The following is a 19,779-nucleotide window of genomic DNA, read 5'->3' as shown; positions in this document are numbered from 1 at the left end:
TCTTGGGGTGCGGGTGGATTAGGAGCGCCAGATGACCCGGGCCTCTTTTCTGGGCGGGATTTTAAAGTACGGAAATCTCGGGTAGCCGAAGATCATCGCCCCATACGGGCGGTGGCCCTCGGGCAGTCCCAGGGCGTCGAGCAGGGGCTGGTAGCCGGCTGCCGCGGCGCTCATCAGGATGCCGGCCCAGCAGGTGCCGATGCCCCCGCTGGTTGCGGCTATCTCAAAATAGCTCAGGGCGATGGTGCAGTCGATTTCCGGTTTGAGACTGTCCTCATGGGCGTGGGCCATCAGCAGGTGGGGGGCGCTGCGCAGGACCATGTCCTTGCCCTGGTCCCAGGCGGCGACGATGCCGGGATAGGTGGTACCGGTCCTCAGCCAGTCCACGACCAGCCCGGCCAGACGGCGCATCTCCTCGGGATTTTCCACCACCAGCCAGTGTACCGGCTGTTTATTTTTGGCGGACGGAGCCCAGCGACAGATATCGAGCAGCTGTTCGATATGGGGCCGGAGAACCGGCTGCTGCTGGTAAGTCCGGATGGAGCGCCGGCTGGAGAGAAGCTGGCCGATTTTCTTGAGGGTGGGGGGAGAGCCGAAGCCCATGGGCAGGAAGTCATCCTGGTGCATGGAGGTCAGGCTTAAGGCATCATGGGGGCACACCGCCACACAGTGTCCGCACTGGATGCAGAGGCGTGCCGCCGCCGGGCGGATCTCCGGGAAACCCTCTTCTCCTGTCAGGGCAATCAGACTGAAAGGGCATTCCGCCACGCAGATCCCGTCTTTTTTGCATTTTGTTCGGTCGATGCTGATGAGGGCCATTTGCTTCACTCCTGTTAAGAATTTCCTGTACCATAAACATCCTGCCGGTTCTGCGCAAACTCTTTTCCTGTCCGGGAAGGCAAGGAGGGTTTTGAAAAGAAAAAGTAAGGGAAATTAGGTAGATATTGATATTCTGAATGGGTATAGTTGAAAAGATGGTCGTGCGGGTCATCCTGCGGAAGATCGGAAACGGGTTTGGCCCAAGCAAAGGGGAGAAGATGGAGCAGAGACGAACATACGAAAAACTTGACCGTCCCGAGGTATTGGCGGCCTTATTGTATCCCCGCCAGGGGACGACCCCGTTGCCGGCCGGGGCCCAGGATCACGAGATAGAGGTGGAACCGGGCGTAACGCTCGGGGCCAGATTTTTTCTGAGCCCCGACCCGGCCGCGGTCAATCTTCTTTTTTTTCACGGCAATGGCGAGGTGGTTTCCGATTATGACGAGGTCGGCCCCCGCTATACGGAGCAGGGGATCAACTTCCTGGCCGTTGACTATCGGGGCTACGGGCGGAGCACCGGCACCCCTACCGTGAGCGCGATGATCCGGGATGCGCATAGTGTGTTAACCTGGGTGACGGCCTGGTTGGCCGAACAGGGGTGCACCGGTCATCTCGTGGCGATGGGCCGATCCCTGGGCAGCGTCTCGGCCATTGAGCTGGCCTCTTCGGAAGAGGTGATTGCCGGGCTCATTGTCGAGAGTGGCATTGCCCAGACCCTGCCCCTTTTGCGCACCATCGGCCTTGATGTGCAAGCGCTCTCCATTGATGAGGCGGACGGCTTCGGCAATCTGGAAAAAATTTGTCAGGTGCAAAAACCCACCTACATCCTCCATGCCCAGCATGATCAGATCATCCCCCTCATCCAGGCCGAAGAGCTGCAGAGCCTGTGCGGGGCGCGGAGTAAGGAATTTCAGATGATTCCCGGCGCCGATCACAACAATATCCTGGAGCGGACCGGGAAGCTCTATTTTCAGGCAATCAAACAATTTCTTCGCAGAGTCGGCAAGTCCCACGGCCCAAGACGAGCCGGGCTCCGCGGCTGAGAAACCCAGGGGGGAGTATGGCAAGAGGTCGCCGCCAAGTGAACCGCGGAACCGGCATCACCGTCCGGCGGGCTGGGTTCGCGCTCGGGCTGTTGGGGGTCTGGACGGTGGCCTTGGGGCTCTATGAGCCGACCGCAGACTTCGCCGTCTTTGCCTGGAGTCTGGCCGGGTTGGTTCTGCTCTTTTCCCTCCTGGAGATGCGGCAAGGCGGAGGGGATTCTCCCACGGAATTTTCTTTTTTCGGCACTGCCGGGCCTTTGCTCTGGGTTGTCGGCGTCTGGATTGTTTTCCGCAGTTTCGTCTCGGTTGCTCCCCAGCTGATCCTGCTCCCGGTCGGGCTCATCGGCTGGCTGGTGATCAGTTTTCCCCTGCAGGCCCTGCTTGTCCCTTTTGTGGCGGTGCTCGGGATGGAGGTGGGGTTGTGGGCTTTTGATTTTCAGGAACTCGCCGGATTGGCGGGGAATCTGCTTGCCTATGGTGCCGCCGGACTGGGCATCAGCGCCTTTATGAGCAGCAAGGCCTACCGGCAGCGGATGCGAAAGGCCCTGATCCGGGCAAAAAGGGATACCGCCAGCCGGCAGTATGCCCGGGATCTTGGTCTCTTCGACGAGCTGCCCGATATTCTCAATGTGTTGCCGGATTACGATCTCATCGAAGACCCCGAGGCCGGCAGTCAGCCCGCCGTTGAAACCATCACCGCCGCCTTTGATCTGCAACTCGAACTCATCCGCCAGACCCTGGCCTTGTCAACGGTGGCCCTGCTTTGGCCGGACCCCGAGGGCCAGGAATACCGGCTGCGCAGTATCGCCACCACCCGAAAAGATATAGCCCCCGGGCCGTTCCGGATCGGGGCGGGCATTACCGGGGCGTTGATGGGGGCGGAGGAACTGGTGAGTCTCGCCCCGGCCACCCCTTCCTTGGGGGTGCCCTATTACCTGAAGCAGCTTGAGGTGGGTGGGGTTCTCGCCGTCCGTCTCCCCGATGACGCCGAGGAATGGCTCGGATTTGACGATAAGAAGATCGCTCCGGTTCTCTGTGGGGATCGACCCGGTCAGGAACCCTGGACCGAGCAGGAAAAAACGATCATGATCCTGTGTGGCCGGAAGCTTGCCCTTGATGTGAACATGGGCAGGCAGTTTCAGGCCATGGCCCGCGAGCGCAGCGCCATCCAGCGCGTTTGTCTTGCCATGCGCGAGTTGAATGGGGCCCTGGCCCTTGAACAGGTTCTGGCCGCAACCATCAAGGCGGTGCGGACCTTGGTGGGGGCGGATTTCATCTCCATCAGCCTGGTTCAAGGCAACAGCCATTGCGTGGCCCTGGCCGAAGGCGAAGGGAGCGAGCTCCTCCTGGGCCGTGAATTTGCCAGGGAAGAGGGGTTGGTGGGCCAGGTGCTCAAGATCAACCGGCCTTTGCCGGCCAAGGCCCAGTGTCACGGGCCGACCCAGGTTTTCGGGCACGACCATCTCCTCACCGGCTACCATTCGCTGCTGGTCCTGCCCCTGCAAAAAGAGAAGGGGGAGGCGACCGGCGCGCTCACCGTGGCGGTGAAAAAAGCCGACGTTTTCACCAAGCCCCGGCAGGAGATTCTGGAGCTGATTGCCGCCCAGGTCGCGGTCAAGGTCGATCTGGGGCAGGCCCATGAGGAAATCAACCGTCTGGCCACCATCGACGGCCTCACCGGCCTGATCAATCACCGTACCTTTCAGCACGGCTTTGACGTGATGCTGGTTCGGGAAGAGCGGCGGGCCGGGGCCTTGAGCCTGTTGCTCTGCGATATCGACCACTTCAAGAAGATCAATGACAGCTATGGCCATCCCTTTGGCGACAAGGTGCTCAAGGAGGTGGCCGGGATCCTCCGGCGGGCGGCGCGCAGCGTGGATCTGGCCGGCCGTTACGGCGGCGAGGAGTTTGTTCTTGTTTTGGAGGGATCCGGCGAGCAGGGGGGGCACCAGATGGCCGAGCGTATCCGGCAGGAGATCGAAAAAATGGTGCTGCCCCATGAGAGTGGTCCGGTGCGGATCACCTTGTCCCTGGGGCTTGCCGTCTATCCCGACCACGGCACCGATAAGGAGCGTTTGATCCGGCGGGCCGATAAGGCCTTGTACCGGGCAAAGAAAGAGGGGCGTAACCGGGTGGTGGTCTGGCAGGAGGAGTGAACGGCCGAATTTTGTCGCTGCAGATCCGGGGTGTGCAAGGGGCTTAAGGGAGATTCACTCTGCCTTGGGCCCGATCTTTTAGCTGGTTAAGAGAAAAATCGCGGTCACGGCGCAGACCATGCCCATAACCTGTTTGGCGGTGACGGGTTCGCGCAGGAAGATGGCGGCAATGATGATGGTGATGATGGGGTAGAGGGCGGTCATGCTCACCACCACCGAGATCTTGCCCCTGCTGGCGGCGATGAAGAAAAACAGGGTGCCGAGCATTCCGGCCACCCCGGTGAGGACGGCAAAGAGAATGCCCTTGGGGTGGGTTTCCGGTTGAAATCCTACCCAAAGGAGAGCGGAAAGTCCGACCAGCATGGCCCCCGCCACTTCGAAAACCAAGGCGCTGGCGGGGTTGATATAGCTTACGGCCAGCTTGGGGAAAAAGCCCCAGAGGCCGTAAATGATCAGGGCGGTAAAGGCGGGAATCAGCCAGCTTTCCATGGGGCTCCCTGCGGTGGAATTTTGGCGCTCCGTGCATCCCGGCGTTGTCATTGCCGGGGGAAAGAGAGCCGCAATCGCCGGCAAGCCGACGATACAATTAAAGTCTACCGGTGATTGCCGGGCCCGGCAAGTTTTTTTGCCCTTAGGCCCGGCGTGCCGTTTTGGGGGGGGAAGGAGAGATGCCGGAACTGCGGGAATCCTTGGGATATAGATATCTGCAAGCGACAAAGTTCGACCGGGAGGAGAGGGGCGGGCAGCTCCCCCCGGCGATCCAGAGAACGGAGCGATGCAAGACCTACCCAAAGGCGGAGGTGGTGGAGCTGCCCAGGGTCTGGCCGAAAGAAGGGGCGGATCTGCTCTCGATCCTCCAGCACCGCCGCTCGGTGCGCAGCTTTGCCGAGGCGGATATCTCTTTGCAGGAGTTGGCCCTGCTGCTCTGGGGGAGTCAGGGCATTAGCGGCCAGGCCGGTTCCTTCCTTTTTCGCACCGCACCCTCCGCCGGCGCCCTCTATCCCATTGAAACCTATCTGGCGATTCAGCGGGTGGCCGGGCTTGCCCCGGGCATCTACCATTTCGACGTGCAGGGCTTCCGGCTGGAGCGTCTCGCGGAGATGGTGCCGGGGCCCCCTTTGGCCGAGGCCTGTTTGGGGCAGGGATTTATCGCCCAGGCCCCGGTCAATGTCATCTGGACCGCCATCTTCCGGCGCAATATGGCGAAATACGGCCATCGCGGGCTGCGGTATATCATGCTCGATGCCGGGCATATCTGCGGGAACCTGCTTTCGACTGCAGGCTTTCTCGGGTTGTCCGGGTGTCCGGTGGCCGCCTTTTTCGATGACGAGGTGAACGGGCTGCTCGGCGTGGACGGCCAGGAGGAGTCGGTCGTCTATCTCGCCTCCATCGGCCGCAAGGGTTAGGGGGAGAGATGCTCTATAATACCTTTGTCCATATCCCCGGGATCGGCGAGACCACGGAACGGCGGCTCTGGCAGGCCGGGGTCACCACCTGGGACAAATTCGTCGCACCGTATCCGGAGTTTCTCACCGCGCAGAAGGTTCGGCTCATTACCGATCATCTGGTGCTGAGCCGTGCCCAAGCCGGGCAACAGACGCCCCTGGAATGTCTCCGGCAGCTGCCGGCAGCCCAGCGCTGGCGGATTTTTCCGCATTATCGGGATTCCGTGGCCTATCTCGACATCGAGACCACCGGCTTGAGTTTCACGGACCATTGCATCACCACCGTCAGCCTCTACGACGGCAAAGAGGTGTTCACCTATGTGCAGGGGGAGAATCTCGCCGATTTTGCCGAGGACATCCAGCGATACCAGATGCTGGTTACTTACAACGGCAAGGCCTTTGACATCCCCATGCTGGAGCGCCATTTCGGCTTTAAGTTGGCCCAGGCCCACATCGATCTGCGCCCGCTGTTGCAGGGGCTCGGTTTTGTCGGCGGCTTGAAGGGGTGCGAAAAGCAGATGGGGCTTGATCGTGGGGAGCTGGCTGGGGTGGATGGCTACTTTGCGGTGCTGCTCTGGCGGGAATATCGCCGGACCAAATCGCGGCGGGTGCTGGACACCTTGCTTGCCTACAATGTGGAGGATACGGTGAATCTGGAGTCGTTACTGGTGCAGGCCTATAATCTGAAGCTGCAGGGCACCCCTTTTGCCGAAAGTCATCATCTGCCCCAGCCGACTCTGCCGGAGAAAACGTTTCTGCCGGATCTCGAGCTCATCGGTCGTTTGCGGGGGTATTGAAAAAAAAGCGGAGAGGGCCCGGCGGGTGCCGGACCCTCTCCAGAGGGTGCCACGCGTTTTGTAACAAGGCAGAGAATCAGGATACGGTCAATGGGCAGTGCACGCGTGGTTACAAGGTGCTCCGCCCGCCACGGAGCGAAAGCACCCAGGGTCAAGGTCCCCCCCCCAAACTTGGATGTTTTTCTTCGGTTCTTTATTTTAATTCGAGAGGGCATAAAAAAACCCATCTCTGTTGCCGGAGATGGGTTTGCAATAAACAAATTTCCCGTATCGGCAACCCGGCCATCCGCACTGGCGGACCCGTTGGCTTTGCGTCCCCGGATTACTCCGGGTTTGCCTTTTTCAAAACAGTATTCAGTTGTGGGTCCATAGTGGCATAGTGACTCTCCTTCTGTCAATCTGTTTTTCCGCGGGGGGACAAGAGGGGGTGTTGGCTTTTCTCCACCCTGTGGTACACTGAGGGCGAAAATCAGGCGTTTTAATGATCACGGGAAGGTGTCATGGCCAACTCCATAGCTTCGTATAGTCCAGGAATTTTTCCTGCCTGCAGAAAAGTGCTGAGCGATGCCTCATGGCAGGATTTTCTTGCGCTCCTTAAACTTGCCGCCGATCTCTCGGGCCTGGCCGGAATGCTTGCTGATCCTGCCGTATCCGTATCGTCTGCCCCCCCGTATCTCTTCGATTTGGCCCGGCTGGAGCTGGCACTCCATAGGGTGCGGCAGGCAAGAACATCCCTGCCGGCCGTGGTGGAGGAGCTTGCGGTAAACCCCAGCCTGCAAGTGTGCCAAGTCTCCTGGGCCGGCTTGCTTGATCTGCTGGGGGAGGGCGGGCTGCAAGCTTTGCCTGCGCCGGTGGCGCGGCAGGAGGTGATTTTGCTCTGGCTTGATCCGGAGACTGGGAAGAGCCGAGCCCAGGTGGCAGGAGACGAGGAGCTGCTGGCCCTGAAGATGGTCTGTGAAGGGATTGAGCCCCGCCAGGCTACGGAATTCGGGGCGGTGTCGGTTGGGACCATTATGGCTGCCCTTGACCGGGCTGCGGATAAGGGGATTCTTTTGGCTCCCCCCTCGCGCATCCGCAGGGATGCAGAGAGTTTTCCCATAACCGATGCGGTTGCCCCCCGCTTTCTGGCCGCCGAGGTCTTCACCCTGCAATGGCATATCACCCAGGTCTGCGATCTGCATTGCAAGCATTGCTACGACCGAAGCGACCGCGCCCCCTTGTCCCTGGACCGTGGGATTGCGGTGCTGGATCAGCTGCGGGATTTTTGTCAAAGTCGGCATGTGCGGGGGCAGGTGAGTTTTTCCGGCGGCAATCCTCTGCTCTATCCCCATTTTCGCGAGCTGTATCAGGCTGCGGTGGATCGGGGGTTCACCGTGGCCATCCTGGGCAATGCAACCGGAAAAGAGCGCCTTTTGCCGTTGCTGGCCATTGAGAAGCCCGCCTTTTATCAGGTAAGCCTCGAGGGGCTGGAAAAGCATAACGACTATATCCGGGGCACGGGCTATTTTGCCAGGGTCATGGAGTTTCTCGCTCTCTTGCGCGAACAGGAGATCTACTCCATGGTGATGCTCACCCTGACCAGGGGGAATATGGACCAGGTTCTTCCTTTGGCGGAGCTGCTCCGCGACCGGGTGGATCTTTTTGTTTTTAACCGCTTGGCCATGGTCGGAGAGGGTTCTCTGTTGGAATCGGTGCCCACCGCTGAATACCCAAAATTTCTCGAAAGCTACCTGGCTGCTGCCCGGGCGAATCCGGCCATGGGCCTCAAGGATAATTTTTTCAATCTGCTGCGGGAGAAAAAAGGCGAACCCCTGCTGGGGGGGTGCGCCGGATTCGGCTGCGGCGCGGCCTTTAATTTTGTCTCGCTGCTGCCCGATGGCGAGGTGCATGCCTGCCGGAAATTGCCCTCCCAGATCGGGAATATCTTCAGTCAATCCCTGGCGGAGATCTATGACTCTCCGGCCGCCGGACAGTACCGGGCAGGAAGCCAAGCCTGTCGGGAGTGCCGCCTGCGTCCCGCCTGCGGGGGGTGTCTGGCCGTGAGCCATGGCTTCGGCCTCGATATTTTCCGCGAGCGCGACCCTTACTGTTTTTTGGAGCATTAGAGCATGGAGTTTCGGATTCTTTCCTATAATATCCACCGGGCCATCGGGGTGGATCGACGCTTCCGGCCGGAGCGCATTGCCGCGGTTCTGGCCCATTACGATGCGGATATCGTTTTGTTGCAGGAGGTGGACGTGGGGGTGCCCCGTTCGCGGGAGTTGAATCTGGCCCGGGAATTGGCCGAGAGCTGCAATTATCCCTATAGTGCCGTGGGCTTGAATGTCCAGCTGCGCAAGGGGATGTACGGCAATGCCACCTTGAGCCGGTATCCCATCGTCCGGGAACGCAATATCGATCTGACCCTTGACGGCCGTAAGGCAAGGGGCTGCCTGTTCACCGAGCTGGAATTGCCTGTCGATGCATCTTCTCCCGTGCTCTTGCCGGTCTTCAACCTGCATCTGGGACTTTCTTTTAAGGAGCGGCCCCAGCAGGTGGGCCGACTGGTGCGTACCCCGGAGTTCACCGCTCTTGCCCAGGGGGATCGCTGTGTGGTTGCCGGAGATTTTAATGACTGGTGGACGCGGATCGCCCCGTTGTTTACCGAGGCCTTGGGTTTTGCCTGCGCAACCAACCATGGGGTTGGCTATCAGAATGCCATGCTGACCTATCCTTCATTTTCGCCCTCCACCGGCTTGGACAAGGTGTTTTGCCGGGGGCCGATCACCGTGCTGGGCGGGCGGCGCTGCCGTCTCCGGGTTTCCAAGGTCGCCAGCGATCATCTTCCCGTTATTGTCGATCTGCAGCTCTAAGCCGTGGCAGGCAGCGGCTGCTTTTTTATTGACAACGGTATCGGGTTCTTTGATGATATTGTTATAATTGGATCGGATTGATCTATGTTGGTTTTGTCGGGGGGGCCGGCAGTCGCCGGGACCATTCGTTTTCCCAATACGCAAGCAATTGCAAGGAGGGAGTTATGGACTCAAAGGATCTGAAAAAGTTTATGGCAGGTTTTGGCATTGCCAGCCTGCTGACCGGCGTTGGCCTGGCTGTGCCGCCGGCGAATGCTGCCAGCGGCAGTGGCTGAGGCGGCAGTAAAGGCAGTGCCGTGAGCACTGAGGAAAAAGCGAAGGTTGGGGAAGAAAAGGGGATGGTGGATACCAAGGCCACCCCGGAAGATGAAGCGGCAAAAGCCAAAAAGAAGCTGGAAGAAAAAAAGAAAAAGCCCGGCAAAAGTGGTTGAAGCGGCTGAGCGAACGCAGGTTGCGTTCAATTTTTTTTGCAAAGGCAGGGGAACCTGCCTTTTTTTATTCCCGCGCCACAGCACTCTTCCTGAGCGGTACGAAATAACCTGTTGATGGAAACAGGAAAAAATGATTGTATCGTGGTTCGCGTTGATCCGGCCCCAGAATGGAAGCAAAACGGGGCCGAGGTGGAGGATTCAGAACGGTATTTGGAGGAAGAGCATGGATTGGCAGGCCCTGGACTGGCATACCCGCATCGCGGTATTCTTTATCGTCTGTGGCGCGGTGATCATCGGGATCAGCATCGTCCATCTGCGTGGGCTGTTCAAGGCCATCCCGTTCATTGCCGAGCGCAGTCAGGGCTATGTGCTCCGGTCTCTCAAAATAAACCGGTTCTTGATGTTCTTTTTTCTGGCCGGCTATGTCGTGGTCGCCATGAGCGTACTCCTGGGCAAGGCGAGTATCAGCATATTTTGGGTCAGTCTTATCTTTCTTTTCGGCGCGGTCTTCGTGCTCCTCGGAATCGCCCTCCACGCCAGGATGATCAGCGAGATTCAGCAGACCATCCAGGGGCTGGTGCCCATCTGCATGGAATGCAAAAAAATCAGAACCAAGGGTGCGGATTCTTCGGCCCAGGAATCCTGGAAAGAGATCGAATTCTACATCTCCCAGCGGACAGACGCCAAATTCTCCCATGGTATCTGTCCCAGGTGTTTGGACAAGGTCCGTCAGCGGAGAAAGTAGTTGCTCCCTTCTCCGTCCCATCTTTGCAGACTTGATGCAGCCCAATCCCGGAAGATTCAGAAAAAGCGATAGAGAACCGAGGTTGCCACAGCCCAGAGCAGGATCAGGATGGTCCCGGCCGCGCAGGCGGTGCCAAGCAACCGGTGCCCGAGTAATTCCCGGCGGTTTTCCTGATAGCCGAGGAGCAGCCCGCAGAGGATGCCCGCCGCCATGCCGCCGCCGTGGGCCCAGTTGTTGATGCCCGGCACCAGCAGGCCAAAAACGAAGATGCTGATGGCCCAGCCGCCGATCTGCTGGTATACCTGCTGGCCGTAGCTGCCGCCCCGGCTTTTCCCGTAATAGAGGGCCGCGCCGATCAGGGCGCAGACCGCAGCCGAGGCGCCGATGGTAAAAGGAACCCCGGCCAGGAAAGAAAGCAGGAAGCCGGCGATGCCGCCCAGGGTATAGATGGTGAACATCCTGGCCAAGCCGTATTCCTGGATCACCAAGGGGCCGATCTGGCGCAGGGCAATGAGGTTGAAGATGAGGTGGAGCAGGCTGCCGTGCAGATAGCTGGCGGAAACCAGCGACCACCAGCGGTGCAACGCCTCGATGGGCATGGTGCCGGTTGCTCCCAAGAGCAGGAGACTCCGGTTGTCCGGGGAAAGAAAGCCAAAGGGATTCATGCCCATGGCGGTACCGCCCGGATGCAGGATCAGCGAGAGGACAAAGAGACCGATGTTGAGACCGACGAGACCGCTGAGAAAGCGCTCCGGCGAATGAAATAACCCGAGGACCCCATTGTTTTTCCACCAGGAGCCTGGGGAACCGAGGCCGCAATACGGGCAGCTGGCTTCGTCCCGGCTGATGAGGCGGCGGCAGTTTGGGCAGAGCTGAGAGTTTTTGTGAGAGGCGGTCATGGGGTAGGCGTCGTTGGTTGATAAGGTCATTTTCTCTCGGCCCAGCTAACCACACCCGGTCCGAAAAGGCCAGAAAAAGCGTGACTGCATGGTCTGGGTCGTCAGCCGATGAGAGGACCATGATGGCAACGCAACCTTGTTTTTCCTTACACGAATTTTACGGCGGCACCATTCGAGAGCGGCTCGGTATCGCCCAGGGACTTTACCCCGATCTTGCCAGGGAATTGGTGGCCAAGGAAGCGTTTGGGTGCCAGCTGGCCCAGGCGCTGATCTCCCAGAAGGAGCTGACCCGGGTCATGGCTGACCTTGACCTGGGCGGACTCTGCGGTGTCTGCGGCGCCAAACCAGGCGGGGGCTGCTGCAGCAGTTTCATGGCCGGGGAGAATGACGTGGTCCAGTTGCTTTTGAACCTTCTGGCCGGGGTGGCGGTGCGAGTCTTCCGGGAGGATGCGGAATGCTGTTTCCTCGGGGAACTGGGTTGTCCGCTTTTGTTTAAACCCATGTTCTGTCTCAATTATAACTGCCAACAGATCATCCGGGGCGCCGGGCCAGTCCGGATGCGGCACCTTGAGCAGAGTGTCGGCCGTCTGCTCCAGCAGCAGTATGGGTTGGAACAACTGCTGCTGGAGTTTTTACGGCAACGGGGCACGCTGCGCGGCTGATTTCCGGTTCAGCACCCTTCTATGGCTTTTTTCTTGGTCGGGGCCGGAGCGGCTGTCGCGGCTGGAGCTGCCTTCTGGCCCAGAGCGGCCGCAGCCTTGGTATGGCAGGCGGTGCAGGCGGTCGGACCCTTCTTGCCGTTCACTCCCGCAGTATGGCAGGTTTTGCACCGTCCATGGAACACGTCCATGGCTTTCTGCAGCTTCGCATTGCCGAACTTTTCGTTGTGGCAGGTGGCGCATTGCAAGCCGTCCCCGTTCGCCAGCCCGGCGATGGCTTTTTCGTCGAGGGGCTGATGCTTGGCGTCGTGGTGGCAGGTTCCGCAGTTAAGGCCAAGGGCGGTGTGTTTGGCATGGCTGAACTGGGCGGGCTTTTTGCCCTTGATCGTCAGCTCCTGGGCTGGGGCAGTGGCCGCCTGCAGGTCGGTCATGCTCAGGCTCAGGCCACCGGCCAACAGCATGGCAAGGGCAATCATGGTTTTTTTCATCGTGATTCCTCCTAAGTTTGTTTTTTGGTTCTAGAGTCGGCTCTTGCTGACTCCTTTCTCCTCTTGTCTGTATCCTAGCCACCCCCCGCTGCTTTTCCTAGAGGACATGGGGTGATGTCGGGCGACATTCCTTGCTGGCTGGGATGTCCAGGGGCATGTCGAGTCCGGTTTTTGTCCGGCTTTATTTCCATTGCCCCTGCTTTGGCGCGCGTGGTAGTCTGGCACCCGGTGGAAAAAACAGCAGAGCAGGCGGAAACGATTGTGTCCAAAGGGAAGGGAAGATGATGGAGCAGAAAACACGCAGAAAAACGGAACTCCTGGCCCCGGTGGGCAGCCTGGAGTCATTTTTCGCCGCCCTGGAAAATGGGGCCGATGCCGTCTACTGCGGCTTGAAGGAGTTTTCCGCCCGGGCCAAGGCCAAGAATTTCACCATGGCCGAGGTGGAAAAGCTCACCATGCATGCCCACCAGCAACACCGCCAGCTCTATGTCGCCCTCAATACCCTGCTTAAGGAAAAGGAACTCCCCCAGCTGGTGGGGATTTTGGCAGACCTGGCCGGGATCGGCATCGATGGCCTGATCATCCAGGATCTCGGGGTCTGGCGCTTGGCCAGAAACCATTTCCCGCAGCTGCCTCTGCACGCCTCAACCCAGTTGGCGGTGCATAATGCGGCGGGCGTTCTCATGCTGGAACAGATGGGGTTCACCCGGGCGGTCCTGGCCCGGGAACTGTCCCTGGCCGAGATCGGGGCCATCCGGCAACAGAGCACCATCGAGCTGGAGCATTTTGTCCACGGGGCCTTGTGTTTTTCCATTTCCGGACAATGCCTCTTTTCTTCGGCCGCCAGCTCGATGAGCGGCAACCGCGGCCGCTGCGCCCAGCCCTGCCGCCGTAAGTATCTCAACAGGGAACAGCCCGGTTATCATTTCTCCACCAGCGATTTCTGCGCCCTTTCCCAGCTGCCGCAGTTGCTCAAGGCCGGGGTCGTCAGCCTCAAGATCGAAGGGCGGATGAAGAGCGCCGACTACGTGGCCCGGGTGGTGGCGGCCTACCGGCTGGTGCTGGATGCCCCGGAAAGCGGGCGCAAGCAGGCGATGCAGGAGGCGGAGGAGCAGCTGGCCCTTTCCTTTGGCCGACAGGCGACCAAGGGTTTTCTCTCCGGTTCCGTGCCGGCGGCGATTGCGGATTCCTCCAAACAAGGAACCCTTGGCAAGCATCTCGGCCAAGTGACTTCGTTGCGCGGCGGCATGATCGGGTTTGAGACCAGCGACCGGCTGCACGTGGGCGATCGAATCCGCGTCCAGCCCCAGAACGATCAGGCCGGCACCGGCTTTACGGTGCGGGATCTCTGGCTCGAAGAGAAAAAAACCAAGGCGGTCAAGGCAGGAGATTTTGTCCGGGTGCGGATTCCCGATAAGGGCGGTTTTTTTCAGGCGGGCGACAAGGTTTTCAAGGTAGGCGGCAAGGCCGCTTTTACCATGAGTCCGGAGGCTTGCCGCGCCACCCTTGAGCAGGTGGTTGTGCCGGAAAAGAGTCCGGCCCGGAAAGAGCGCCTCGATCAGGCTCGGACTCAGGCCCTGGCCAGCCTGCTGCCGGCGGGAGTTTCCAAGCCACCCTCTGCTCAGATTCTCACGGTGCGGGGCAGAGGCCCCCAGGATCTCCGGCTGCTCGATGAATCAGGGGTTGCCAACCTGGAACTGACCCTGACCCCGGAGAGTATGGGGGGTCTGAAAAAGGTGGAGCGGCCGAGTCCCGACTGGCATGGGCGGGTCATCTGGGAAATTCCGCCCATGCTCTTCGGCGCGGAGTGGGACGAATATCGTCGGGCCGTTGGGATGCTGGCAGGCCAGGGTTTTCGCCGGTTCCGCCTCAATAATCTTGGGCATATCCCCCTGTTTGCCGGCTTGTCGGGGTTGACCCTGCTGGGCGGCTTCCGCTGCTACGTTTTGAACAGTCAGGCCGCGCTTGCTTGGCAGGAGCTGGGTCTTGAGGAACTCACCACCAATTTGGAGGACGACCGCAAGAACATGCAGGAGCTCTTCCGCCGGGGTGGCCATTTGCCTCCCTTGGCGGTTACCGTTTACGGACCCTTGCCGGTGATGCTCTCCCGCATTCCCGTCCGGGGAGTGCGGCCCGGTTCGGTGCTGCGGGCGGAAGGGGGAGAAGGGTATCGCGTGTTCCAAAACTACGGCCTCACCGAGGTGCTGGCAGAGCAGGATTTTTCCCTCCTTGGTTTTCTGGGCGGGCTCAAAGATATGGGCTGCTCCCGGATAATCGTCGATCTGAGCCATTGCGGGGGCATGTCTGCAAAGGGGAAGCAGGTCTTCGCAGCGCTTGCTGCCGACCAGACCCTGCCGGAAACCACCACCTTCAATTACAAGCGCGGCTTGGCCTGATCAATTTTTTGAAAAAAAACATGGATTGGGCTGAATTTTCCCTTGCAAAGTGAAGCCGCTTTTTCTATGTATAAATCCCTATGGCAGGTCGGAAACCCTGTCATCTTCTGCCTGACGTGCATGGCAATTGTTGTCCGTCGGGTACCTATCACCTGGCCCCGCCTTTACCCTGCGCTTGTTCCCCTCGCGTAAAGCTCCCCGACCATCTGATATCTACCCGGCGATATTGGTAACCGTCCAGCAGCACCCCATCTGCTTTGGCATCGGTCTGCTCATGTGCAATAGCACACTTCGCAGACCTCTTGCGTGCATTTGTGGCCCCGCTGAACGGTTACATTCCGTGGTTTTTTTTCGATATCGGCAAAGCGCAGAATGGTTGCCGATATTGAAAAGTATCTTGGAGAGAATTATCCGATGAGCACCCGTTTGGTTCCTGAGTTTTTTTCCTGTATCAAGGATGGCTGCGACCGCAAGAATCTGGGCAGGGAGGTCATGGCCGGGGTCCTGGTCGGCATTGTTGCCCTGCCATTGGCCATTGCCTTTGCTATTGCCTCGGGGGTCAAGCCCGAGCAGGGGATCTTTACCGCCATCATTGCCGGTTTTCTCATCTCGTTTTTGAGCGGCAGCCGGGTACAGATCGGCGGACCCACCGGCGCCTTCATCGTGGTGGTGTTCGGGATTGTCGCTAAGTTCGGCTACGACGGTCTGGCCATGGCCACCCTCATGGCCGGGGTATTCTTGGTTGGCATGGGGCTGGCCCGGATGGGGGCGGTGATTAAGTTCATCCCCTATCCCATGACCGTAGGGTTCACCAGCGGCATTGCCCTGATCATCGCCACCACCCAGATCAAGGATTTTTTTGGCTTGACCATCCCCGCCATCTCCGGCGAGTTCATCCACAGAGTTATGGATTACGGACATTATGCCGACACCCTGAATCCCTCGGCCCTGCTGATCGGTGCCATCTCGCTGCTGATTATTGTTTTCTGGGGCAAGGTGACCCGGAAGATCCCCGGCTCCATCATCGCCATCCTGGTGGGCACCGGCTTGGTTTATTTTCTTGGCCTGCCGGTGGAGACCATCGGTTCCCAGTTCGGCAGCGTGCCCAGTATGCTGCCCATGCCGAGGTTGCCTCACTTGGATTGGGGGATGCTGCCGCAGCTGATTCCCGCCGCCCTGACCATCGCCCTGCTGGGGGCCATCGAGTCGCTGCTCTCCGCGGTGGTGGCCGACGGCATGACCGGGATGCGTCACCGCTCCAACATGGAGCTGGTGGCCCAGGGAGTTGCCAACATTGCCGTGCCTTTTTTTGGTGGAATCCCTGCCACCGGCGCCATCGCCCGGACCGCGACCAACATCAAGAACGGCGGCCGCACCCCGGTGGCCGGCATGGTCCATGCAGTTACCCTGCTTCTGATCCTGCTGCTCTTTGGCCGCTGGGCCGTGCTCATCCCCATGCCCACCCTGGCGGCGGTGTTGCTGGTGGTCGCCTTCCACATGAGCGAATGGCAGCATTTCGTTAAGCTGTTTCGCGCCTCCAAATCGGATATTCTGGTGATGCTCTCCACCTTCTTTCTCACGGTTTTTGTCGATCTTACCGTGGCCATCCAGACCGGCGTTGTCCTCTCCGCCCTGCTCTTTATGAATCGCATGGCCCAAGTGACCGAGGTGCGCAATATTACGGCTGAGCTCAACGAGGAGTACGGTAAGGAGGATGCCCTGGCCATTGCCACCCGCGAGGTGCCCAAGGGGGTCGAGGTGTTCGAGATCTATGGGCCGTTTTTCTTCGGGGCCGTCACCCAGTTCAAGGATACCCTGAATATTCTCAAGAATCCGGCCAAGGTCTTGGTCTTGCGCATGCGCCATATTCTGACCATCGACGCCACGGCCTTGCATGCCCTGGAGGATCTGTTGAGCAAGACCCGTAAGGACGGCACCGCCCTGATCCTTTCCGGCGTCCGTCCCCAGCTTCGGGTTTCCCTTGACCGCAACCGGTTCAGCGGAAAAATCGGCCCGGAGAACATCTATGGCCATATCGATGATGCCCTGGCCGGGGCACGAAGGTATCTCGGTGAGTCGGCGCAGGAAGGAATGGGCGAATAAAAAAGGCCAGGCGGCTCTCCCCGAAGGGAGAAGCCGCCTGTGTGCTGGCTAAGGCTGATTGGTGAAAGATGATCGGGGCGTGTGGCTTAATCCCGGTCCCGGTTGAAACGGCTTGCCTGCCGGCCATGATCCCGGTAGTACCCGCCGCGATGTCTGCCGCGGTGCGGCTCATCCCAACCGCGGTCGATGATCACCGTCTCTCTGACCACCCGTTGCGGGGGGCAATACACCACCGGCCTTTCGTAGACCACCGGCCGGTAATAGACCACCCGGGAGTCATAATCGTCCTCGTACTGGTGCACCACCCTGGGCGGTGGCGAGTACACCCTGACCGTTTGCCCCTGTTCCTTTTCCATCTCATTGCCGACCATGTAGCCGAGGACCCCGCCGATGGCGGTGCCCAGCAAGGTGCCCTTGGTATTGCGGCCGATGGCCTGGCCGAGAATGGCGCCTCCGGCCGCTCCGCCCAAGGCCCCGGTCTGGGCAGTTTCTCCGGCCTGGACGTTCTGGCTGACAAGCAATAATCCGACACACGAGATCATCAGGGTTCTTTTCAGCATATTCCCTCCTTGCGAGAATAAACGCATTTGGCTGTGTTGCAATAAAGTGCACACCATGTTTTCGCTTTCACCGTACGCCGAAAATCATCGGGTTTCCAGCCGATATGGGGCGTAGCCGGGGCAATGTCGACCCGATGTCGGGTTCCTCTCCAGGCATGTCGGGTGGTTTTTATGGGGCAAAGTCCGTAATTGTTGTAATCGCAAAAGACGCGATTACAACGGTTATTACTTGGTGGCTTGTTGATTTTGCGCAGTGGACCTGTGGCCTTCTGGTGTTTTTACGAAACCATCGCAATTGCCTCTTTGCCTCAAGCATGCTAGAAGGGGGAACAGACTCCCTTTACCAGGACCCCCTCCATGCGCCGCCAGATCCTGTTGTCTATCACCATCCGTTTTCTCATCTATTTCACGCACTGGATGGTGCTCGCCTATCTGCCTCTGCTGCTCAAGGGGTATGGCTTAAGCGATGTGCAGATCGGTATGGCTATCGGCCTTTTTTCCTTGTCGTCCATGGCCCTGATGCTGCCGCTCGGCATGTTTTCCGATATTTTTTCGCCCAAGCGGACCATGCTCTGTGGGGCGCTGCTCTATGCGGGGTATTTTGGCGCCCTCCTCACCGCCCGTTCCTTTGGCTGGATCATGGCGGCGGTTTGTGTCGGCGGCTTGGGAAGCGCGGCCCTGGTGGTGGTGAGCGAGTCCCTGTATCTGAAGCATTTTGGCCAGATTCAGCGGAGCCGGAGGGTGGCGACCTACCAGTTGAGCACCTATCTCGGCTTCGGTCTTGGTCCTCTGGTCGGCGGTCTGGTGGTGCAAGCATCCCCGTCCCTCTTGTTCTCCCTGGCCATGGCTGGGGCCGGGGCGATCTTTCTCTGCTCGTTGTTTCTCGTTGATTTTGAGCCCATTGTCTTTTCCTTTCGGGAATACAGCGGGGATGTTCTCCAGTTCAAGCCCCTGCTGCTGATCGCCTGTCTCTTTGTTCTTGGCACCCATTTCGGGGTGGAGCAGACCTCTTTTTCCCTCTTGCTCAGGGAAAAATTCCACTTGCTCCCCAGGCAGATCGGGATGGTTTTTGCCTGCATGGGGTTGTGGATGGCGCTGATGGTGCCCCTGGTCGGCCGCTATCATGACAAGCGCAACTCGGTGTTTCTCTTCTTTTTAGGGGGGATGGCCTTTTCCGCGCTGTTTCAGGTGCTGACCCCGCTGGCTTTCGACATCTGGAGCCTGGTGATCATCCGTTTGCTCCATAATCTGGGCGACACCGTTGCCTTGCTGGAGCTCGGCGTCCTGGTCGCCCTGCTTTTTCCCTCGGGAAGGCTGGGCGGCAACTCCGGGTTGCTCTATGGGGTGCGCACCCTGGCCACTTTTCTTGCCGCAGTGGTCTCTGGGAGTCTGAATCGGGAGTGGGGGTATGGCGCTTCTTTTATGGGAAGCGGTCTTTTTGTCCTCTGTTTTGTCGCCTTGAGCTTCGCCTTTATTGGCTTCAGTGCAAGGCGGAGGCAGGCGGTGGGTTGGCAGGAGGCTGGGCAATGAGCAGCCGACGACTCTCTTTTTTTTAAAAAAATGATTTGTTAAGGGGACCATCACCATGCATGCACATCCAAAACGATTCAAGCTGGCCCTGGAGTTTGACGGCGGCCGGTACAGCGGCTGGCAAATGCAGGCTGATGCCAAAAGCATTCAGGGGAGTCTGCTGAAGGCGGCGGCCGAACTTTTCGGTTCCGAGGTGGACGTGCAGGGCAGCGGCCGCACCGATACCGGGGTGCATGGCATGCGGTTTGTCGCCCATCTGGAGGTGCATACCGAGCAAACCCCCAAGGAGATCGGGGCGGAGTTGAATGCCTTGCTGCCCAAGGATATTGCTATTCTGGAGTGCAAAAGGGCCGGTCCGCGCTTTCATGCCCGGCATAACTGCATCGGCCGCAGCTATCTCTATCAGATTGCCAAGCGCAAGAGCGCGCTCTGCCGGGATTATGTCTGGCAGATCCCGGAGCCGCTGCACGCAGGATTCATGCAGGAGGCGGCGACAACCCTGGTGGGGATGCACGACTTCAGCTCGTTTACCGACCGCCAGGCAATCAAGAAGAAATCGCCATTGGTGCTGGTCCACAAGGCTCAGGTCGCAGAGACGGACGATCTCATCCTCTTCCGCATCGTGGGCTCGCATTTTCTCTGGAAGATGGTGCGCCGCATTGTCGGGGTGCTGGCCGAGGTTGGCAAGGGAGCGCTCACCGTGGCTGAAGTGGCCCATTTTCTCGAGGAACCGGTGGAGCTGAAAGCGTACACCGCGCCGAGCCAGGGACTTTTTTTCGAGCGGGCCTTCTACGATCAGGAGGAGCTGGATACCTTTCTGGCCTCGGAGGAATTGCGCTCACCCTTTTTCTGATAG

At 59.3% G+C, this 19,779-nt stretch carries 18 protein-coding genes and 1 riboswitch; of the genes, 13 read left to right on the top strand and 5 right to left on the bottom strand.

Going from position 1 to position 19,779, the window contains the following annotated elements; translation table 11 throughout:
• Nucleotides 1–18 precede the first annotated feature (18 nt).
• Nucleotides 19–819: a nitroreductase family protein gene (locus OLX77_RS02680; RefSeq protein WP_307632042.1), complete on the bottom strand. Its 801-nt coding sequence runs from the start codon at nucleotides 817–819 to the stop codon at nucleotides 19–21.
• A gap of 137 nt (nucleotides 820–956) precedes the next feature.
• Here OLX77_RS02680 and OLX77_RS02675 point away from each other — a divergent pair, with 137 nt between their 5' ends.
• Entirely contained in the window at nucleotides 957–1,862 is a 906-nt protein-coding gene (locus OLX77_RS02675; RefSeq protein ID WP_307632041.1) for an alpha/beta hydrolase, read from the top strand.
• A gap of 17 nt (nucleotides 1,863–1,879) precedes the next feature.
• Nucleotides 1,880–4,018, top strand: a complete 2,139-nt coding sequence (locus tag OLX77_RS02670; RefSeq protein ID WP_307632040.1) for a sensor domain-containing diguanylate cyclase — start codon at nucleotides 1,880–1,882, stop codon at nucleotides 4,016–4,018.
• A 78-nt stretch (nucleotides 4,019–4,096) separates the two neighbouring features.
• On the opposite strand, the gene OLX77_RS02665 is transcribed toward OLX77_RS02670, so the two are convergent.
• Complete coding sequence (locus tag OLX77_RS02665; protein ID WP_307632039.1) at nucleotides 4,097–4,507, bottom strand: EamA family transporter; 411 nt, start codon at nucleotides 4,505–4,507, stop codon at nucleotides 4,097–4,099.
• 179 nt (nucleotides 4,508–4,686) lie between these two features.
• Between OLX77_RS02665 and OLX77_RS02660 the strand changes: the two genes are divergently transcribed.
• The 6 genes from OLX77_RS02660 to OLX77_RS02635 all read left to right on the top strand — a co-directional run bounded on the left by OLX77_RS02660 (nucleotide 4,687) and on the right by OLX77_RS02635 (nucleotide 10,288).
• Complete coding sequence (locus OLX77_RS02660; RefSeq protein WP_307632038.1) at nucleotides 4,687–5,424, top strand: SagB/ThcOx family dehydrogenase; 738 nt, start codon at nucleotides 4,687–4,689, stop codon at nucleotides 5,422–5,424.
• A gap of 8 nt (nucleotides 5,425–5,432) precedes the next feature.
• Nucleotides 5,433–6,260 (top strand): ribonuclease H-like domain-containing protein, encoded by an 828-nt coding sequence (locus OLX77_RS02655; protein WP_307632037.1) that lies wholly within the window; start codon nucleotides 5,433–5,435, stop codon nucleotides 6,258–6,260.
• Nucleotides 6,261–6,529: 269 nt separating this feature from the next.
• Nucleotides 6,530–6,608, bottom strand: a riboswitch (cyclic di-GMP riboswitch).
• Nucleotides 6,609–6,760: 152 nt separating this feature from the next.
• A complete protein-coding gene (sbtM, locus tag OLX77_RS02650) occupies nucleotides 6,761–8,365 on the top strand; it encodes a thio(seleno)oxazole modification radical SAM maturase SbtM (protein ID WP_307632036.1) in 1,605 nt (534 codons plus the stop codon).
• Between the two features lie 3 nt (nucleotides 8,366–8,368).
• Entirely contained in the window at nucleotides 8,369–9,112 is a 744-nt protein-coding gene (locus tag OLX77_RS02645) for an endonuclease/exonuclease/phosphatase family protein (protein ID WP_307632035.1), read from the top strand.
• A 164-nt stretch (nucleotides 9,113–9,276) separates the two neighbouring features.
• Nucleotides 9,277–9,543 (top strand): SbtA family thio(seleno)oxazole RiPP natural product precursor, encoded by a 267-nt coding sequence (sbtA, locus tag OLX77_RS02640; protein ID WP_307632034.1) that lies wholly within the window; start codon nucleotides 9,277–9,279, stop codon nucleotides 9,541–9,543.
• A 223-nt stretch (nucleotides 9,544–9,766) separates the two neighbouring features.
• Entirely contained in the window at nucleotides 9,767–10,288 is a 522-nt protein-coding gene (locus tag OLX77_RS02635; protein WP_307632033.1) for a hypothetical protein, read from the top strand.
• Between the two features lie 56 nt (nucleotides 10,289–10,344).
• Here the strand turns inward: OLX77_RS02635 and OLX77_RS02630 are convergent, their stop codons facing one another.
• Nucleotides 10,345–11,217, bottom strand: coding sequence for a rhomboid family intramembrane serine protease (locus tag OLX77_RS02630; protein WP_307632032.1), 873 nt, complete (start codon nucleotides 11,215–11,217; stop codon nucleotides 10,345–10,347).
• 89 nt (nucleotides 11,218–11,306) lie between these two features.
• On the opposite strand from OLX77_RS02630, the gene OLX77_RS02625 reads away from it, so the two are divergent.
• Nucleotides 11,307–11,849: a hypothetical protein gene (locus OLX77_RS02625; protein ID WP_307632031.1), complete on the top strand. Its 543-nt coding sequence runs from the start codon at nucleotides 11,307–11,309 to the stop codon at nucleotides 11,847–11,849.
• Between the two features lie 8 nt (nucleotides 11,850–11,857).
• Here the strand turns inward: OLX77_RS02625 and OLX77_RS02620 are convergent, their stop codons facing one another.
• Nucleotides 11,858–12,334, bottom strand: coding sequence for a cytochrome c3 family protein (locus tag OLX77_RS02620; RefSeq protein ID WP_307632030.1), 477 nt, complete (start codon nucleotides 12,332–12,334; stop codon nucleotides 11,858–11,860).
• A 281-nt stretch (nucleotides 12,335–12,615) separates the two neighbouring features.
• On the opposite strand from OLX77_RS02620, the gene OLX77_RS02615 reads away from it, so the two are divergent.
• Together OLX77_RS02615 and OLX77_RS02610 are read left to right on the top strand one after the other, a co-directional pair.
• Nucleotides 12,616–14,730: a peptidase U32 family protein gene (locus OLX77_RS02615; RefSeq protein ID WP_307632029.1), complete on the top strand. Its 2,115-nt coding sequence runs from the start codon at nucleotides 12,616–12,618 to the stop codon at nucleotides 14,728–14,730.
• Nucleotides 14,731–15,144: 414 nt separating this feature from the next.
• Nucleotides 15,145–16,833 carry a SulP family inorganic anion transporter gene (locus tag OLX77_RS02610; RefSeq protein WP_307632028.1) on the top strand — a complete coding sequence of 563 codons (1,689 nt, stop codon included), beginning with the start codon at nucleotides 15,145–15,147 and terminating at the stop codon, nucleotides 16,831–16,833.
• Nucleotides 16,834–16,919: 86 nt separating this feature from the next.
• On the opposite strand, the gene OLX77_RS02605 is transcribed toward OLX77_RS02610, so the two are convergent.
• Complete coding sequence (locus OLX77_RS02605) at nucleotides 16,920–17,393, bottom strand: YMGG-like glycine zipper-containing protein (RefSeq protein ID WP_307632027.1); 474 nt, start codon at nucleotides 17,391–17,393, stop codon at nucleotides 16,920–16,922.
• A gap of 357 nt (nucleotides 17,394–17,750) precedes the next feature.
• Here OLX77_RS02605 and OLX77_RS02600 point away from each other — a divergent pair, with 357 nt between their 5' ends.
• Both OLX77_RS02600 and truA read left to right on the top strand, forming a co-directional pair.
• Complete coding sequence (locus OLX77_RS02600; RefSeq protein WP_307632026.1) at nucleotides 17,751–18,923, top strand: MFS transporter; 1,173 nt, start codon at nucleotides 17,751–17,753, stop codon at nucleotides 18,921–18,923.
• Between the two features lie 55 nt (nucleotides 18,924–18,978).
• Entirely contained in the window at nucleotides 18,979–19,776 is a 798-nt protein-coding gene (truA, locus tag OLX77_RS02595) for a tRNA pseudouridine(38-40) synthase TruA (RefSeq protein ID WP_307632025.1), read from the top strand.
• Nucleotides 19,777–19,779: the final 3 nt, after the last annotated feature.

Origin of the sequence: Thiovibrio frasassiensis, from assembly GCF_029607905.1 — a bacterium.
GTDB lineage: Bacteria > Desulfobacterota > Desulfobulbia > Desulfobulbales > Desulfurivibrionaceae > Thiovibrio > Thiovibrio frasassiensis.
The sequence above is the reverse complement of the archived record's forward strand: the minus strand, read 5'-3'. Positions and strand labels throughout refer to the sequence as shown.